Annotated in this window: 17 protein-coding genes; 7 read left to right on the top strand and 10 right to left on the bottom strand. The window is 67.5% G+C overall.

Translation table 11 applies throughout. The features are described 5' to 3' along the window. Window positions 1-58: 58 nt before the first annotated feature. A complete protein-coding gene (locus tag GO592_RS22795) occupies window positions 59-463 on the top strand; it encodes a VOC family protein (protein ID WP_007300651.1) in 405 nt (134 codons plus the stop codon). A 3-nt stretch (window positions 464-466) separates the two neighbouring features. Here the strand turns inward: GO592_RS22795 and GO592_RS22790 are convergent, their stop codons facing one another. The 3 genes from GO592_RS22790 to GO592_RS22780 all read right to left on the bottom strand — a co-directional run bounded on the left by GO592_RS22790 (window position 467) and on the right by GO592_RS22780 (window position 2,326). After that, window positions 467-1,450 carry a sigma-70 family RNA polymerase sigma factor gene (locus GO592_RS22790; protein ID WP_007300652.1) on the bottom strand — a complete coding sequence of 328 codons (984 nt, stop codon included), beginning with the start codon at window positions 1,448-1,450 and terminating at the stop codon, window positions 467-469. 61 nt (window positions 1,451-1,511) lie between these two features. Continuing rightward, window positions 1,512-2,012 carry an SRPBCC family protein gene (locus GO592_RS22785; RefSeq protein WP_007300653.1) on the bottom strand — a complete coding sequence of 167 codons (501 nt, stop codon included), beginning with the start codon at window positions 2,010-2,012 and terminating at the stop codon, window positions 1,512-1,514. Beyond that, window positions 2,009-2,326: an ArsR/SmtB family transcription factor gene (locus tag GO592_RS22780; protein ID WP_005257340.1), complete on the bottom strand. Its 318-nt coding sequence runs from the start codon at window positions 2,324-2,326 to the stop codon at window positions 2,009-2,011. Before GO592_RS22780 ends, GO592_RS22785 begins: the two co-directional genes overlap by 4 nt. A gap of 135 nt (window positions 2,327-2,461) precedes the next feature. Between GO592_RS22780 and GO592_RS22775 the strand changes: the two genes are divergently transcribed. Together GO592_RS22775 and GO592_RS22770 are read left to right on the top strand one after the other, a co-directional pair. Next, window positions 2,462-4,093, top strand: a complete 1,632-nt coding sequence (locus tag GO592_RS22775) for a transposase (RefSeq protein WP_172649761.1) — start codon at window positions 2,462-2,464, stop codon at window positions 4,091-4,093. Window positions 4,094-4,319: 226 nt separating this feature from the next. Further along, window positions 4,320-5,729 carry an alkaline phosphatase PhoX gene (locus GO592_RS22770; RefSeq protein ID WP_007300799.1) on the top strand — a complete coding sequence of 470 codons (1,410 nt, stop codon included), beginning with the start codon at window positions 4,320-4,322 and terminating at the stop codon, window positions 5,727-5,729. 32 nt (window positions 5,730-5,761) lie between these two features. On the opposite strand, the gene GO592_RS22765 is transcribed toward GO592_RS22770, so the two are convergent. The 3 genes from GO592_RS22765 to GO592_RS22755 are packed head-to-tail and all read right to left on the bottom strand — an operon-like array spanning window position 5,762 to window position 8,672. Continuing rightward, window positions 5,762-6,217, bottom strand: coding sequence for a GtrA family protein (locus GO592_RS22765; RefSeq protein ID WP_007300798.1), 456 nt, complete (start codon window positions 6,215-6,217; stop codon window positions 5,762-5,764). A 5-nt stretch (window positions 6,218-6,222) separates the two neighbouring features. Next, window positions 6,223-8,166, bottom strand: coding sequence for an MDR family MFS transporter (locus GO592_RS22760; protein ID WP_039952873.1), 1,944 nt, complete (start codon window positions 8,164-8,166; stop codon window positions 6,223-6,225). Continuing rightward, the gene (locus tag GO592_RS22755) at window positions 8,163-8,672 is read right to left on the bottom strand and encodes a MarR family winged helix-turn-helix transcriptional regulator (protein WP_007300796.1); all 510 of its coding nucleotides are present in this window, start codon (window positions 8,670-8,672) and stop codon (window positions 8,163-8,165) included. Before GO592_RS22755 ends, GO592_RS22760 begins: the two co-directional genes overlap by 4 nt. A gap of 117 nt (window positions 8,673-8,789) precedes the next feature. Between GO592_RS22755 and GO592_RS22750 the strand changes: the two genes are divergently transcribed. Both GO592_RS22750 and GO592_RS22745 read left to right on the top strand, forming a co-directional pair. Further along, a complete protein-coding gene (locus tag GO592_RS22750) occupies window positions 8,790-9,197 on the top strand; it encodes an ArsR/SmtB family transcription factor (RefSeq protein WP_039952872.1) in 408 nt (135 codons plus the stop codon). Further along, window positions 9,194-10,219, top strand: coding sequence for a cation diffusion facilitator family transporter (locus GO592_RS22745; protein WP_007300795.1), 1,026 nt, complete (start codon window positions 9,194-9,196; stop codon window positions 10,217-10,219). The genes GO592_RS22750 and GO592_RS22745 overlap by 4 nt, the downstream gene beginning before the upstream one ends. A 7-nt stretch (window positions 10,220-10,226) precedes the next feature. Here GO592_RS22745 and GO592_RS22740 read toward each other — a convergent pair whose 3' ends face one another. From GO592_RS22740 to GO592_RS22730, 3 genes are all read right to left on the bottom strand, one after another. Next, window positions 10,227-11,060, bottom strand: a complete 834-nt coding sequence (locus GO592_RS22740; protein WP_007300794.1) for a sulfurtransferase — start codon at window positions 11,058-11,060, stop codon at window positions 10,227-10,229. Window positions 11,061-11,150: 90 nt separating this feature from the next. Next, a complete protein-coding gene (locus GO592_RS22735) occupies window positions 11,151-13,490 on the bottom strand; it encodes a glycoside hydrolase family 65 protein (RefSeq protein WP_007300793.1) in 2,340 nt (779 codons plus the stop codon). A gap of 2 nt (window positions 13,491-13,492) precedes the next feature. After that, window positions 13,493-14,218 (bottom strand): HAD family hydrolase, encoded by a 726-nt coding sequence (locus tag GO592_RS22730; protein ID WP_007300792.1) that lies wholly within the window; start codon window positions 14,216-14,218, stop codon window positions 13,493-13,495. Window positions 14,219-14,364: 146 nt separating this feature from the next. Here GO592_RS22730 and GO592_RS22725 point away from each other — a divergent pair, with 146 nt between their 5' ends. Together GO592_RS22725 and GO592_RS22720 are read left to right on the top strand one after the other, a co-directional pair. Next, window positions 14,365-14,901, top strand: a complete 537-nt coding sequence (locus tag GO592_RS22725; RefSeq protein ID WP_007300791.1) for an ester cyclase — start codon at window positions 14,365-14,367, stop codon at window positions 14,899-14,901. A gap of 110 nt (window positions 14,902-15,011) precedes the next feature. Then, on the top strand, window positions 15,012-15,488 hold the full coding sequence (locus GO592_RS22720; RefSeq protein ID WP_039952871.1) for a hypothetical protein: 477 nt from the start codon (window positions 15,012-15,014) through the stop codon (window positions 15,486-15,488). 24 nt (window positions 15,489-15,512) lie between these two features. Here the strand turns inward: GO592_RS22720 and GO592_RS22715 are convergent, their stop codons facing one another. Continuing rightward, window positions 15,513-16,259 (bottom strand): alpha/beta fold hydrolase, encoded by a 747-nt coding sequence (locus tag GO592_RS22715; protein ID WP_007300789.1) that lies wholly within the window; start codon window positions 16,257-16,259, stop codon window positions 15,513-15,515. Window positions 16,260-16,270: the final 11 nt, after the last annotated feature.

Genomic DNA, 16,270 nt, shown 5'->3' with positions numbered 1-16,270 from the left:
CGCTGCGGTCTGTATCGATGACCTTCCGCAGTGGGCGGAACCCGAGAAGGAGAATCACATGTCCCGGATGCTCTTCGTGAACCTGCCGATCAAGAACCTCGACGCGACCAAGACGTTCTTCGCCGGACTCGGCTTCGAGTTCAACACTACGTTCAGCGACGACTCCTGCACCGCCATGGTGATCAACGAATACACGTCCGTGATGCTCCTCGTCGAGTCCCGGTTCAAGGACTTCATCGAGGGCGGCATCTGCGACACCTCGAAGTCCGTCGAGGCCCTCATGTGTATCTCGGCCGACAGCCGCGAGGAGGTCGACAGCCTCGTCGACAAAGCCCTCGCCTCCGGCGGGACGTCGTGGGGCAAGCTCCAGGACGAAGGCTTCATGTACGGTCGCGCGTTCCGCGACCTGGACGGTCACGTCTGGGAGGTCATGTGGATGGATCCGGCCGCCGTGCCGGCGTAGGGGTCAGGCGGGCGGGGTCTCCGGTAGTCCGAACTTCTCGAACAGATCGACGTCGAAGAAGCAGACGACATGGGAGACCCCGTCAGCCGTGACGTCCAGGACGTGGAGCTGGAACGGACGGTGGACGCCGTCCTCCCCGCGCATGTACAGGCCGAGCGCCGGTTGTCCGTTGGCCGCCGTGGGCACCAGGCGCATGTCGCCCGCAGCCTTGGCTGGACAGTTTCCGCTGATCAGGGTGCCGATCGAGGCGCCCCCGCGATACCAGCCGTCGAACGGTGGCATCTCCCAGACGGCGTCCTTGGTGAACAGTTCGACGATCGCGTCGATGTCGTAGTCCTCGAACGCGGCGACGTAGCGGTCGAGGAGGTCGCGTTCCTCAGGTGATTCCGGTTCCACGAGAGTGTCGGCCGTCGGCATGGCCAGTTCGAGTTGCGCACGTGCACGCTGCAGCAGGCTGTTCACCGCCGTCGTGGTGGTACCGACAGCCGCCGCGACCTCCGACGCCTTCCACTGCAACACGTCGCGGAGGACGAGAACCGCACGCTGACGTGCAGGAAGATGCTGAAGGGCGGCGATGAACGCCAGCCGCACCGACTCGCGCGACGTCACGACGGTGGCGGGATCGTTCGCATCGTCGTCGATGAGGCGGTCGGGGAGCGGTCCGAGCCATGGCACCTCGTGTCGTTCGACGAGGTCGGCGGTCGGGTCGGAGTCGGGAGCGCCCAGCCCACTCGGCAGCGGACGCTTGGATTTGCTCTGCAGGGCCGTCAGGCACGTGTTGGTGGCGATCTTGTACAGCCACGTCCGCAGCGACGCCTGCTGCTGGTAGCCGTCGTACCCCCGCCAGGCCCGGATGAAGGTCTCCTGCATCTGGTCTTCGGCGTCGTGAAGTGAGCCCATCATGCGATAACAATGGGCGAGCAACTCGCGCCGGTAAGGGTCGGCGAGTGCGAGGAAATCCCCGTCGAGCGACTGCGCAGCCGTCATGGTTGGAGCTTACTGCGGCCGTCCGACAGATGTCGGGCCCTCGCGCCCGCCGACCCGGCGGTCAGCCCCAGTTCACCATCGGCTGCCCCGTCTCGAGCAGGGTCTTCATTCCGCTCAGCACCTCGTTCCAGCCGCCGCCCGCGCCCTCGGATTCCCGCTTGCCCGCGACCATCTCGGCCAGGCCGGGTGCGTTGGTGAGGTCGTGTGTGACAGTCAGTTTCGCGACTCCGGGCCGGCTCGACGGCACGATCTCGTAGGTGAGCGTGGTGAATCCCTCCACGTTGTCGGCGTCCATCAGCATCCGCCACGTCTGCACCAGCTTCTTCGGCGGATCGGACTCGATCACCTCGCCGTCGACGATCACGTCGGGCACGCCCGGGTATTCCTTCATCGCGTAGTCCGCGCGCGATTGGAACGCACCGCCCGCGCGGAGGTCGTAGTCGACGAGGCCGCCGTAACCGTACTGCTGCGACCACTCGGGTTTGGTGATGGCGTCCCAGATGGCCTCCGGCGTCGCCTTGATGTAGACCGCGTAGATCTGGAATGCGTCGGCGGTAGTCATTTCTCTTCCTCCAGTTCGGATTTCAGCTGAGCGAGCGCACTCGTGTGACGCTCGGTGTATTTGTCGATCCACCGGTTGTGGATCAGCTGTATCGGCACAGGATTGAGGTAGTGAAGTTTTTCCCGGCCGGAGCGGCGCGTGACGACGAGCCCCGCGTCTTCGAGCACACGCAGATGCTTCATGACCCCGAATCGCGTCATCTCGACCTGCGACTCGAGTTCGGTGAGCGTCTGACCATCCTGGGCGAACAATCGGTCGAGTATCAGGCGCCGGGTCGAATCGGCCAGTGCCTTGAAGACGTGATCGTCGTCCATGAATCGACAATAGGTGACCATTTAGTCACATGTCAACGCCCGTGAGTACTTATTAACCGCGGGGGGGCTGTTTCAAATTTCCGGGTCGGGGCCTCCGCGTGCCGCGGCGCCCCGACCTGATGTTTCTTGGATAATGTGTTGGTGGCCAAGGGGTATCGACCGGTAAATCGTGATCAGCAGTTTTTGTTGCCGCCGGACATGCGGGAGTGGGTGCCGCCCACGCATCCGGTGTGGACGGTGATCGAGATCGTCGACACTCATCTCGACACCAGCGCCTTTCATGGCTCTCGCCGCACCGGGGGTGCCGGGCGGGCCGGGTACGACCCGGACATGCTGGTGACCCTGCTGGTCTGGGCGTGGTCGCGGGGGATGCGGTCGTCCCGGCAGATCGAGCGGGCCTGCTCGGAGGTGGTGTCCTACCGGGTGATCTGCGCCGGCGACACCCCCGATCACGTGACGATCTCACGGTTCCGCAAGGACAACCACACCGCCTGCGAGGCCCTGTTCACGCAGGTCCTGATCCTGGCCGCCCGGTTGGGTCTGGGCCGACTCGAGACGATCGCGTTGGACGGGGTGAAGATCGCCTCGAACGCATCGAAGGACGCCAACCGCACCGAGGACGGGCTGCGCCGGGCAGCCGAGGCCGAGGCCGCGCGGATCGCCGCCGCCGCGGTGGCCGCGCACGCCGCCACCGATGACACCGAGGACGACCTCTACGGCGAGGACGATCCGGGCCCGGGACAGGTGCCCGCGGAGTTGGCCGATCCCAGCACCCGCTCGGCACGGATCGCCGAGGCGTTGGCGCAGCTCGACGCGGAGAAGGACGCCGAACGATGCGAGCGGGACGGGAAGGCGCAGGACTATCTGGCCCGGCTCGACGCGGGCCAGACGGTGATGGGCCGGGTGCCGGTCGGGGCCGAGGTCGCCGCCGCCGAGCGGCGTCTGGCCGAGGCGGTCGCCGCCCAGCACGCGGTGATCGAGCGGTTCCAGGGTGGCACCGCGGCCGGGGCCGGGGGCACCCGGTTCGCACCGAAGCCGGTCGACGAGCACCACCTGGTCCGGCGCCGGCGCACCGAACTCGACACCGCCCTCCGCAAACAGGGTGAGCGCACCGCCGCCGCCGGGCAGCGGCGCCGCAACACCACCGATCCCGATTCGCGGTTGCAGCCGCTGCGCGGCGGCGGCTGGGTGCAGGGCTACAACTGTCAGGCCTTCACCAGCGAGGACGGGTTGATCCTGGCCACCGGGGTCGGGACCGGCCCGGCGGACTACGACTATTTCCCCGAGATGGTCGACAAGGCCGGGGCGGCCGCGCACCTGATCGACACCACCCGACGTGGGAAGGAACAGACCGGCACGAGCCCGGAGGAGCTGATCGGGGTGATGCTCTTCGACGCCGGCTACTGCTCCCGCGAGAACCTCACCGCGCCGGGCCCGGACCGGTTGATCGCCACTGGCAAATCCCGTCACCTCGAGGCCGCCGCCACCGCTGATCCGGTCACCGGACCGCCACCGCCGCAAGCGGATCCGATCCAGGCCATGACCCACCGGCTGCGCACCGAGGCCGGTATCGCCACCTACCGCAAACGCTCACCCATCGCCGAAACCGTGTTCGGGCACGCCAAACACAACCTCGGATTCCGCCGCTTCACCAGCCGCGGCCTCGACCGCGCCCGCAGCGAATGGGCCTTCCACGCCGCCGTGCACAACCTCGGCAAGATCCTCACCCACCTGACCGGCGGCACCCCGCTCCCGGCCACCCCCTGACCCGGCGGGGGCCACCCCCGCCCCGCACCGGCACCCACCTCGGCACGAGACACCCGCACCCGAACCGCCCTCACTCAATTCCGCAACAGCCCCCGGGGGGTTAGCAAGTACTCACAGGGGAAGTTCTCGCCCGGTTCACGCGCCCGCCACGGTGCGTCCACGAACCAGGGCAGTCCGGTCCCTACCGTCCGAGGGTCCCGGTTCGTCACCATGGAGGTTTCAGACAGTGTCCACTGCACCACTCAACCGCCGCGGATTCCTCGGTCGCACCGCGCTCACCGGCCTCGGTGTGGCACTCGCCGGAAGCGTCGACGCCCTCGTCCGGCCGGCGTTCGCGTCCGCGGCGCCGGGACAGGCGATCGGCTACGGACCGCTCGTACCCGACCCGAACCGCATTCTCTCGCTCCCGGTGGGTTTTTCGTACACCGTCGTCTCCCGTTCGGGTGAGACCCAGTTGGACGGTGGCGTACCGGTGCCGAGCGATCCCGACGCCATCGGGGTGTTCGCGCGACCCGGCGGTTCCATACTCGTCACCAATCACGAGATCGGCAGCGACGAACCGTTCGGCGTGCCCGCTCTCGACGGATTGACGTACGACACGGGTGCGCGTGGCGGTACAACCACGACCGCGGTCGGCGCCGACGGCGCACGGCAGGGCCAGTACGTCAGCGTCGCGGGCACCGTGAACAACTGCGCGGGCGGCATCACCCCGTGGGGAACGTGGTTGACCTGCGAGGAGACGGAGGCGCGGGCGGGGGAGGGCGGGTTCCTGCTCGACCACGGTTACGTCTTCGAGGTGGACCCGGCGAGCCAGGAGGCGAACAAGGGTAAAAGTCCTGTGCCGCTGAAGTTCCTGGGCCGGTACGCGCACGAGGCCGTGGCGGTGGATCCGGCGTCGAGTGCCATCTACCTCACGGAGGACGCGTCCGGGCCGAACGGGCTGTACTACCGGTGGACGCCGCCGCAGGGTTTCCGGGGCGGGCCGAACGCGCTGCGTGAACTCGCGCAGTCTCCTGGCGGCGACACCGCGGGCGCCCTCCAGGCGATGGCGTGCTTCCAGGGCGGAATGCACGTCCCCGACCTGTCGCAGGCCACCGAGCCGGGCACCGTGTACACCGTGCAATGGGTAGGTGTGCCGGACCGTGACGCGACGAGTACGTCGGTGCGCGAGCAGTTCGGGAATGACGTCGTCACCCGGAGCCGCAAGCTGGAGGGACAGTGGTGGGGCGACGGCGGCGCCTACTTCGTCGCGAGCTATGCGCGGACCAGTGACGGCAGCGTCGCCGAGCACGACGGCCAGGTGTGGTTCTACGACCCGGCGAAGCAAACCGTCACGCTGAAGACCCTGTTCGGTGTCAATCCCGACCCCGCTGTGGACACGGGAAACTACGACGGGCCCGACAACATCACCGTCTCGCCGTACGGCGGCGTGATCCTCGCCGAGGACGGCGAAGGGATCAGCCACCTGGTGGGCGTCACGGCGGAAGGTGAGCCCTTCGCGATGGCCCGGAACGAGTTGAACGACAGCGAGTTCTGCGGTCCGGCATTCAGTGCGGACGGGAAGATCCTGTTCGCGAACATCCAGTCGCCGGGGCTGACGCTGGCCATCACGGGTCCGTGGCACCGTCCCCTGTGAGTACTTGTCAACCGCCCGCGGTTAATAAGTACTCACGGGCCGGAGGCATAGACCCACCCGCGGAGCGCGAGGAACCGCAGCCCGCCGACGACGGCGCTGACGGCGATGACGAGCGCGACTTGCACCGGGCCGTCGGCGCCCGGGAAGAGCATGTGCAGCAGGGCGAGCGCGAGTGAGCTGACGGCTAGGCCGATCAGCGCGAGGGTCCCGCCCTCCCATTGCGCGACGAACCAGCGGACGCGGTCCACGGCGCGGAAGGTGAGCCGTCGGTGGAGTTCGTTGGCCAACATCGAACTGGTCACCACGCCGACCAGGTTGGCGACGAACGACCCGTACATGTCGAGGGTGAAGAACGCGAGAGCGTAGAGCACATTGCTCGACGTGCCCACCAGCGTGAACCGGGTCAATTGAGCGAACACACCGCCGGCCCGCCCACGTAGAGGGGGATACGTGGGCGGGCCGACGGCGTCGTGGAACTGAACGATCATCTCATTCAGCGGATGAGGGCACCGTTGCCGGTGTCCGTCACGTGGCCGCCGCCGAGGACGCCGGCCACTTGCTCTTCGCTCAGTCCCAGTTCGCGCAGGCGATCCCAGACCGCGTCGAATTCGACGAGCTTGGCGTTGAGATCGTTACGCAGGCGGTTGACCTCGTCGCGGATCTTCTCCGCTTCGTCGATCGCTTCCAGCGTCCGCTCCGGCTGGGGCAGCAGCATGGACAGGAGACGGTCCCGGGCGTCGGCGCTCAACCCCGCGAAGGGCTGCCGCTGATCGGCGGGGGCCTCGTGCCTGCCGCCGCGGACGTCGGACGACTGGATCGGTGCCGTGTCGGGCTCGAGTGCGTACTCCGGAACGGGGGCGTACTCGGGTTCCTGGACGGGCTCCTGCTCGCTCGACAGGTCGATGGTGCGACGCAGTGGGCGGTTGGGCAGCAGGATGACGGCGATCAGGGTGATGACGGCGACGGCGGCGGCGATGAGGAAGATCCGGCCGGTCGCGTCTCCGTATGCGGCGCGGATGACACCCTGCACGGGAGCGGGCATGGACGTCAGGTCCAGGCTTCCGCCGCCGCTGCTCGACCCGGCGGGGGTGCCGAGCTTCGCGAAACCGTCGGCCGACAGGTCGGCGACGCGGGTGGCCAGCACCGAACCGAGAACCGAGACGCCGATCGCGCCACCGAAGGTCCGGAAGAAGGCGACCGAACTGGATGCCGCACCGATGTTCTGGACGCTGACGGTGTTCTGCACCGCGAGGACCAGGTTCTGCATCAGCATGCCCATGCCGAGACCGATGATCGCGATGTACGCGCCGACCAGGGTCAGGCTGGTCTCGTGATCGATGGTGCCGAGCAATCCGAAGCCGACGATCATCAGGACTGCGCCGCCGACGACGAATGGCTTCCACTTACCGAAGCGAGTGATGAGCTGTCCGGATCCGACCGTGCCGAGGAGCATGCCGGCGACCATCGGGATGGTGAGCACTCCGGCCATGGTCGGGGTGTAGCCACGCGAGGTCTGGAAGTACTGGCCGAGGAACGTGGTGGAACCGAACATTCCGACACCGACGGCGACGGACGCGATGATGGCGAGTCCGGTGGTCTTCTCCGTGACGATTTTGAGCGGGATGATCGGTGACTTGGCCTTGGCTTCGACGAGGATCGTCGCGGCCAGCAGGAGTACACCCGATCCGACGTACATGACCGTCTCACGGGAGAACCACTCGTAGTAGCCCGCCTTGCCGGCGAACGAGACCCAGATCAGCAGGATGGACACACCGGCGGTCAGCAGCAGGGCGCCGAGCCAGTCGATGGAGACGTCGTCCTTCTTCTCGGTCGCGAGGTGCAGCGTGCGCTGCAGCAGGAACAGTGCGATGACGGCGAGCGGCACGCACACGAAGAAGCACCAGCGCCAGCCGAGGGGGCTGTCGACGATGACGCCGCCGAGGATCGGACCACCCGACATCGACACGGCCATGACGGCACCCATGTAACCGGAGTAGCGGCCGCGCTCACGGGGAGCGACGATGGTGCCGATGATGGCGACGACGAGGGCCGTCAGGCCACCCATGCCGACGCCCTGGATGACGCGCGCGGCCAGCAGGATCGGCACGTTGTGCGCGAAGCCCGCGATCGCCGAACCGATGACGAAGATGACGATCGCGCTCTGGACGAGAACCTTCTTGTTGAACAGGTCGGCGAGCTTGCCCCAGATGGGTGTCGAGGCGGCATTGGCGAGCAACGCGCTGGTGATGACCCAGGCGTACGCGGTCTGCGTGCCCTTCAGGTCACCGATGATCGTCGGGAGGGCGGTGGCGACGATCGTGCTGCTCAGCAGCGCGGTGAACAGCGCCGCGAGCAGGCCCGTGAGGGCTTCGAGGATTTGGCGGTGCGTCATGGCCGTCGTTTCTTCAACCGGCGGCCGAGTCTGTGTTTCGGTCATACGCTTTGAGTTCCAATCGGGTTCGAGCTCGTGACGATCCGGTGTTCTGGATCGAAGAGTGTTTCCTTCAGGTGCCGGATGGACTCGAGGGCAATCGCTGCCTCGGTCTCGTTCCATCCGGTCATCAACTTCTGCATTCGTGCGGCTCGCTGTGTTCTCACGTGCTTGGCGTACGCCAATCCCTCCGGCGACACGCGTATTCGGAATGCGCGTCCGTCGGCGGGATCCGAGTGCCGGGTGACGTAGCCGACGTCCACCAGATCGGTGATCTGGCGACTGAGTGAGGACTGGCTGACACACAACTCGGTGGCGAGTTCGTTCTGCCGGCATTCCCCCCGAGCCGCGAGAACGAGGAGGACCCCCGTCAACGCGCGCGGGATGTGACCGTCGCCTTCCGACACCAGGGCGTCGCGAAGCACGCGGCCGAAGAGGAAGACCTCGTCGATGAGCGCTTCGGTGGTGCCGAGAGATACGGACGACACGGTAGGCACTGACGAGACGGACATGGCAACCCCTGAAGGACGACTTACTTGATGCAAGCAACTATATACATCGTTAGCGCAAGCAAGTAAGTCGAATCAGTGTCTGATACATCACAAAACGAAGTGAACTATTATCTGCGTATGAATGCAGATATGCGCTCTTGCCGGCGTCGGCTCGACGAAGACCAGGTCGGGCTGGTGGTCGAGGTCTTCCGCATGCTCGCCGACGCGACCCGGGTGCAGGTGCTCTGGCAACTCGTGGGAGGCGAGCTGTCGGTGAACGAGCTGGCTGAACGGGTGGGAAAGCCGGCGCCCTCCGTCTCGCAGCATCTCGCGAAGCTCCGGATGGCGCGGCTCGTGCACACACGGAGGGAGGGAACGTCCATCTACTACAGCGTCGCCAACGAGCACGTGCAGCAGTTGGTCACCGACGCCGTGTTCAATGCCGAGCACGCGGGCCCCGGTATCCCGGGACATCACCGTGCCACCGGCGACCTGCAGGTAATCCACGAGGACGCGGACCTCGCTGCGGAGGGAGGCGGGTCGTGAACGGCCACGGACACGGCCACGGACACGGACACGGACACGGCCACGGCCACGGACATTCGGGTGGCGTCCGCGGGGTGATCCGCGAGATCTTCGCCCCGCACAGCCACGACTCCGCGGACAGCGTCGACGACGCACTCGAGGCGAGCGAGATCGGGATCCGGGCGGTGAAGATCAGCCTGGTGGTGCTGGGCGTCACCGCCCTGGCTCAGGTGATCCTGGTCGCGTTGTCCGGTTCCGTCGCGCTCGCCGCCGACACCGTGCACAACTTCTCCGACGCGCTGACAGCGATTCCGCTGTGGATCGCGTTCGCCCTCGGACGGCGGGCGGCCACCCGGCGATTCACGTACGGATACGGCCGGGCCGAAGACCTCGCCGGGTTGTTCGTCGTGGTGATGGTCGCGTTGTCCGCGGTCGTCGCGGGTGTCGAGGCGACCCGCCGCCTCCTCGATCCCGTGCCGATCCACCACCTCGGGTGGGTGGCCCTCGCTGGTGTCATCGGTTTCGCCGGCAACGAATGGGTGGCGCTGTACCGGATCCGGATCGGTCGGCGGATCGGCTCCGCCGCGCTCGTCGCCGACGGGCTGCACGCACGGACCGACGGATTCACCTCCCTCGCCGTGGTGCTGGGCGCCGGCGGTGTCGCGGTCGGGATTCCGCTCGCCGACCCGGTGGTGGGCCTGGTCATCACGGCTGCGATCCTGCTCGTGTTACGGACCGCGGCACGCGACGTGTTCCGGCGGTTGATGGACGGCGTCGACCCGGAACTCGTCGACGCCGCCGAACGGGCCCTCGCCGCCGAACCGGGGGTGGTCGGGGTGCGGAGCGTGAAGATGCGGTGGATCGGGCACCACCTGCATGCCGACGCCGAACTCGACGTCGACCCTTCGACCAGCCTGCGCGACGCGCACCGCGTGGCGCACACCGCCGAACACACACTCACGTACGCCGTTCCGAAGCTGAGTACCGCCCTCATCCACGCCTACCCGGCGCACGACGTGGAGACGGCCGGTCAGTCGGCGTGACTCGCCGTCACCGCGGGTCGGGGCCGGTGGCGACCGGGCGGCCGGGATCGGACGACCACTGCGACCAGGACCCCGGATACAGGGCGGCGTCGACGCCGGCGAGCGCGAGTGCCGCAACCTGGTGGGCTGCCGTCACACCCGATCCGCAATAGACGCCGACGGGACGTCCGGGTTCCGCGCCGACCGCGGCGAACCGTTCGCGCAGCGCCTCGGCAGGCGCGAACCGTCCGTCGGGCCCGAGATTCTCGGACGTCGGGGCGCTGCGGGCACCGGGAATGTGCCCTGCGCGGGGATCGACGGGTTCGGTCTCGCCCGAGTACCGCTCGGCGGCACGGGCATCGAGAAGGCGACCGTGGGCGGCGAGTTCGGCGGCCTCGTCCGCGGTCAGCGTCGGCAGGTGGCCCGCGGTGAGCACGACGTCACCGGGCAGTCGTGGGTGCTCGTCGCCGGATCGGACGGAGTGGCCCGCCGACGTCCAGGCGCCGAGTCCACCGTCGAGCATCGTCACGTCGGCAACTCCGGCCCAGCGCAGCAGCCACCACGCCCGCGCGGCGGCGAGGTTCCCCGTGGCGTCGTAGACCACGACCGGGCTCCCGGCCCGGACACCCCACCGGCGTGCGGCGTCCTGGAGGTCCGTCACCGTCGGCAGCGGATGCCGGCCCAGCTCCGGGGATCCCTGGGCGGCCAGTTCGGTGTCCAGGTCGACGAACACGGCACCGGGAATGTGCGCGTCGAGATAGTGCTGCCTGCCCTCGGTGTCGCCGAGCGCCCACCGCACGTCGAGAAGGACCGGCGGAGCGTCGCTGCTCAGCGATTCCGCCAACTCGTCGATCGTCACCACAGGGCTCATCGCACCACTGTCGCACAACGAAGGTTCGGTGTGCCGCGCTGCTGCTCGCGGCTGCGGTGTCCGGGCTGGTCGGGTGTCGGATCAGCCTCGACGCACGGGAGCGCGCCCGTACGGTTGTCGTACGGGCGCGGTGATCGGCAGTTCGGGGATCGGCCGCGTGATCGGGAACGAGTCGAGAGTGAACGGGCTGCCGTGATGTGCGAGCTGAACCGGTTCGCCGGACAGCAGGCGGTAGGTTGCGGTCTTGGCGCGGACGTCCACGTGGATCTGGCTGCCCCGCACCGTCATCCGGAACGACAAATTGACCAGCTGTGGTGGTATCCGCGGTGCGAAGGAGATGTTGCCGCCGTGATCGCGCATTCCACCGAATCCCGCGATACACGCCATCCATGTTCCGGCGAGTGAGGCGATGTGCAATCCGTTCTCCACGTTGGCGTGGAGGTCGTGGAGATCGGTCAGAGCGGCCTCGGCGAGGTAGTCGTAGGCGAGTTGAAGTTGCCCGACCTCGGCGGCCATCACGGACTGCACGCACGCCGACAGGGACGAGTCCCGAACCGTCAGTGCCTCGTAATAGGCGAAATTGGCGATCTTCTGTTCGTCGGTGAAGGCGTCGCCCCGAAGATACATCGCCAGCACCAGGTCGGCCTGCTTCACCACCTGCTTGCGGTAGAGATCGAAGTACGGGTAGTGCAGCAGCAGCGGATAGTGCTCGGGTGGTGTGCCTTCGAAGTCCCACTCGGCGTGGTGCGTGAAGGCGTCGGATTGCTGGTGGACGCCGAGAGCGTCATCGAACGGAATGCGCATGTGCTCGGCGGCATCTCGCCAGAGTGCTGCTTCCTCGTCGTCCACACCTAGCTCGCGCGCCAAGCCGGGACGTCTCTCGCAGGCGGCCGCCGCGTCGTGCAGATTCTTCTGCGCCATGAGATTGGTGAACACGTTGTTGTCGGCGACAGCGGTGTATTCGTCCGGCCCGGTGACACCGTCGATTCGGAACTCGCCTTGCGCATTGTGGTGGCCGAGCGACGTCCACAGCCGGGCGGTCTCCACGAGCAGTTCGACGCCGCATTCGGCTTCGAACTCCTCGTCCCCGGTCGCTGCCAGATACCGGGATGTTGCCGCGGCGACGTCGGCACCCACGTGGAAGGCCGCGGTTCCCGCGGGCCAATAGCCCGAGCATTCTTCGCCGTTGATCGAGCGCCACGGGAACACGGCACCTGCCTGCCCCAGCTGTACGGCGCGGTTCTTCGCCTTGTCGAGCGTGGAGTGCCGCCAGCGCAGCGCGTCGCGGGCCGAGTCCGGCACCGTGTATGTGAGCAGCGGGAGGACGAACGTCTCGGTATCCCAGAACGCATGCCCGTCGTATCCGGGCCCGGTCAGGCCCTTCGCGGGGATCGCGCGTGACTCACCGCGAGCACCCGCCTGCAGCACGTGGAACAGCGCAAACCGCACCGCCTGCTGAAGTTCCGCGTCACCGTCGATCTCGACGTCCGCCGTCTCCCAGAATGCGTCGAGATACTCGCGCTGGCGTTTCAGCAGGGTTTCCCAGCCGGTTTCGAGTGCGCCGGCCAGCGCCCCCTCCACCTGGCCGCGCAAGGCCGGAGTCGAGCGCCGCGCCGACCACCCGTACGCCAGGTATTTCGTCACCTTCAGGCGTTCGCCCTGCGGGATGTCGACGGCGACGGTGAGCCGGGCCAGATCCTCCTCGGTCTCGATACTGCACCGCCCGTTGGCGGGGTAGTCGATCTCGTGGTCCATCCCCGCGGCCATCCGCAGTCCCGAAGCCCTCGTGTGGTGGGCCAGCACCGCCTTGAAGTCGTGGGCGGCAGCGAAATCGGAGACAAGTGGACTTTCGAGGGCGGCAGCCACTCTCGGGTCGTCCGTGCGGGCCGGGATGTGTTCGTTGGCGAGCAGATCCGACTGCAGGACGAGTTCGATGTCGCCGTCGAGCGGCTCGACCTCGTAGCGGATGGCGGCGACCGCGCGCGAGGTGAACGAGACGAGTCGTTCCGAGTGGATACGCACCCGGCGTCCGGTCGGTGACGTCCACTCGGTGGTGCGGCGCAGGGTGCCCGAGCGGAAGTCGAGGACGCGCTCGTGCGCCGGTGCGCTCCCGTACCGCATGTCCATGGGCTCGTCCTCGACGAGGAGGCGGATGATGCTGCCGTCGGTCACGTTCACGACGGTCTGCCCGTCCTCGGGGTAGCCGTAGCCCGCCTCCGCGTAGGGCAGGGGACGTTGCTCGTAGAACCCGTTGAGGTAGGTGCCGGGGAGACCGCGCGGTTCACCCTCCTCGAACGTGCCACGAATCCCGATGTGTCCGTTGGACAGTGCGAAGGTGGATTCGGTGGCGTGCAGTGCCTCCAGATCCAGTCCGCGCCAGCGCAGCTGCCACGGCGAGATCTCGTAGCCCGTGTCGTCCATGCTCACCTTTCCAGAAGCTCGGCCAGGTCGTTCACCACCACGTCGGCGCCGTGCTCGCGTAGCGCCTCGGCCTGATCGTTGCGATTGACCCCGACGACGTAACCGAATTCGCCTGCCCGCCCCGATTCCACTCCGGACAGGGCGTCCTCGAACACGGCCGCCTGATCGGGATGCACGTTGAGGGCGCGGGCGGCTGCGAGGAACGAATCCGGCGCGGGTTTCCCGCGGAGACCCTGCTCTCTGATCACGACCCCGTCGATGCGGACGTGGACGTAGCGGCTGAGATCGGCAGCGTCGAGGACGGCCTTGCCGTTCGCGGACGACGTGACCACGGCGATCTTCAGGCCGGCGTCGTACGCCGCCTTGATGTAGCGGACCGAACCGGGGTAGGGGCTGACGCCTTCCTCTTCGATGACTTTCAGCAGCAGCCGGTTCTTGCTGTTCCCGACACCGTTCACGGTCTCGGCGCCGGGCGGATCGTCCGGCGACCCCTCCGGCAACGTGATGCTGCGGGACGTGAGAAAGGTCCGGACCCCGTCGGCGCGGGGGCGTCCGTCGACGTAGTCGTAGTAGTCCTGGTCGGTGAACGGCCGGAAGTTCGCGCCCTCGCGATGCTTCAGGAACTCGTCGAACGTGCGTTTCCACGCCTTCCGGTGCAGCACCGCCGTTCCCGTGAGCACACCGTCGAGATCGAACAAGCAGGCCGAGATCGCATCAGGCAGTCCCATCACCTCCCCGACGGTACCGCCGTCGACGGCGGTTTCGCTGAGGCGCGCGCAAATCCCGCACCCGATCGGACCGGCATCAGGTCGTTGACTTCCAGTCGGCGGCGGTCGAATACTGAGAGTTCCCATTGATTGTTGCGGAGTGCACCGTGAGCATCGAGGAACCGGTTCCGTCGGAGCACGTGAAATCCCTCGCCGTTCGCGCGATGGAGATCATGGCGAACGGAAGCCGCGCCGATTTCGATTCCGTCGTCCACTCGGGCGCATTCAACCGGGAGAGCGCGACGGAACCCCCGCGGACGCGAGGGCGCGGGCCCGACGCGTTCTACGCTTCCGCCGGGTGGCTGCGTTCCGCCTTCACCGAGCTGCGGTTCGACGTCGAGCATGTCGTGGTCGAGGGCGACCTCGCGGTCGTCCACACGATGATGAAGGGCAGGCACGTCGGACCCTTCGTCGTCTACGACGAGCAGGGATCGATCGACCAGGTGTTCGCGCCCACGGGGCGATCGTTCGCGGTCGAGCAGTCGCACTGGTTGCGCGTCGAAGACGGCCGCGTCATCGAGCACTGGGCCACCCGGGACGACCTCGGTCAGGCGGTCCAGCTGGGCTGGGTGCCGCCGACGCCGCTGTCGATGGTCCGCAATGCCTCGGCCAAGCGTGCGGCGCGCAGGAACGCGCAGAGCTGATTCGCCGTTCGTGTCGGAAGGGTGACGATTCCTCGCAAAAACGCCAAAACGTACCAAACGGACCGTATGTTCCGTTCGATCGATAGATACTCGAACGAAGGAGAAGGTCCTTGAAACGCTCGGTGGTTATCGCGGCAAGTTGTGCACTCCTGACACTGTCGGCCTGCGGGTCCGACAGTGAACCGACGCCGACATCCGAAACGTCCAGCTCGACTACCAAGGCGACACCCGCCGCCGCGACCACTCCGCCGACGTCGGAGCTCGCACCGCCGGCTGTCGCGCCCGAGTCGAACGGAGGCGGCGGCGGTTCGTCGGGGACCGGGCAGGGCGGTTCCGGCGGGGGCGGGCAGGCTCCGGTCGCAGGCCAGCAGCAACCGCCGCCGGGGGTACCGCCGCCTGCAGTGGTTCCGCCGGTGGTCGAGCAGCCCGCCGCATCCGAGCAGCCACCCGTGGTCGAGGAGGAACCGACGGTGGCCGAGGAGGAGCCTCCCGTCGAGGAGACCGAGCCGCCGGTCGAGGGAGAAGATCCCGAGGCCGAGGGCGAGGATCCGCCGGGAAACGAGGAACAGACACCCGAGAATCCCTGATGCACTCCGCCTGCGCGGGCACAGTCACTCGGTCAGTTCGTTGACGCGATCCGCGAGCAGCGCGCAGTACGTCCGATCGGTGCCTGGGGCGAGCCGCACCCAGTAACTGGTGTGGTCGCCCCGGAACAGGTAACCGTTCACGTCGTCGATGGCCTCGGAGTACTGCTGCCACACTGTCCAGGGTCGCCACCAGTTCAGGATCACCGCCTGCCACCGGCGGGTGCGGAGCCGATCGACGAGGTCCGACACCCACGCCCTCGGGTCGGCGAGTGAGAAGGCCGCCGACTGGTCCGCGAACGTGCGCAGCGGCGAGTTGCCCGGGCAGCAGCAGATGGCGTCCAGCGGGTCCGTGATCTGCCACACGGGCATCCCCGTGATCGGGCGTTGCCCCGCGATACCCCAGCCCGGCAGGTCCGGCGACGCCGGCCGCAGCGGGTCGGCGATCAGTCCGACCCCACGCACGTCCAGGGCGGGGTGCCGGCCCCGTCCCACCTCGGCCGCCACGTTTCCGGCGAGTGCAGCGCCTCCCGAGTAGCCGAGCAGAACAACGGGATTCGGGTCCTCCGCGATCATCCGCAACAAGAGCGTGCGTCCTTCGGACAGTGCCTTGTCGAACGCTGAACCACCCGGATCGGGCACCGGTCCGTAACTTGCCTCCCACGGAACCTGCTTGACGACGAACCGTGCGGGATCCAGCAGTTGCGTGGTGTTGGTGAGCATGTTGACGCCCCGATCCTCACCGATGCCGCGACAGCACAGAACGGTGATCATGCAACCTCCCA

The sequence above is a fragment of the Rhodococcus sp. 21391 genome (genome assembly GCF_016772255.1).
In the GTDB taxonomy this organism is placed as follows: Bacteria; Actinomycetota; Actinomycetes; order Mycobacteriales; family Mycobacteriaceae; genus Rhodococcus_F; species Rhodococcus_F opacus.
The sequence above is the reverse complement of the archived record's forward strand: the minus strand, read 5'-3'. Positions and strand labels throughout refer to the sequence as shown.

Coding starts and splice junctions, on each gene's coding strand:
- GO592_RS22715 (WP_007300789.1), bottom strand. CDS start 16,259: ATGATCACCGTTCTGTGCTGTCGCGGCATCGGTGAGGATCGGGGCGTC.
- GO592_RS22790 (WP_007300652.1), bottom strand. CDS start 1,450: ATGACGGCTGCGCAGTCGCTCGACGGGGATTTCCTCGCACTCGCCGAC.
- GO592_RS22735 (WP_007300793.1), bottom strand. CDS start 13,490: ATGGACGACACGGGCTACGAGATCTCGCCGTGGCAGCTGCGCTGGCGC.
- GO592_RS22750 (WP_039952872.1), top strand. CDS start 8,790: ATGAATGCAGATATGCGCTCTTGCCGGCGTCGGCTCGACGAAGACCAG.
- GO592_RS22730 (WP_007300792.1), bottom strand. CDS start 14,218: ATGGGACTGCCTGATGCGATCTCGGCCTGCTTGTTCGATCTCGACGGT.
- GO592_RS22760 (WP_039952873.1), bottom strand. CDS start 8,166: ATGACCGAAACACAGACTCGGCCGCCGGTTGAAGAAACGACGGCCATG.
- GO592_RS22795 (WP_007300651.1), top strand. CDS start 59: ATGTCCCGGATGCTCTTCGTGAACCTGCCGATCAAGAACCTCGACGCG.
- GO592_RS22755 (WP_007300796.1), bottom strand. CDS start 8,672: ATGTCCGTCTCGTCAGTGCCTACCGTGTCGTCCGTATCTCTCGGCACC.
- GO592_RS22765 (WP_007300798.1), bottom strand. CDS start 6,217: ATGATCGTTCAGTTCCACGACGCCGTCGGCCCGCCCACGTATCCCCCT.
- GO592_RS22785 (WP_007300653.1), bottom strand. CDS start 2,012: ATGACTACCGCCGACGCATTCCAGATCTACGCGGTCTACATCAAGGCG.
- GO592_RS22780 (WP_005257340.1), bottom strand. CDS start 2,326: ATGGACGACGATCACGTCTTCAAGGCACTGGCCGATTCGACCCGGCGC.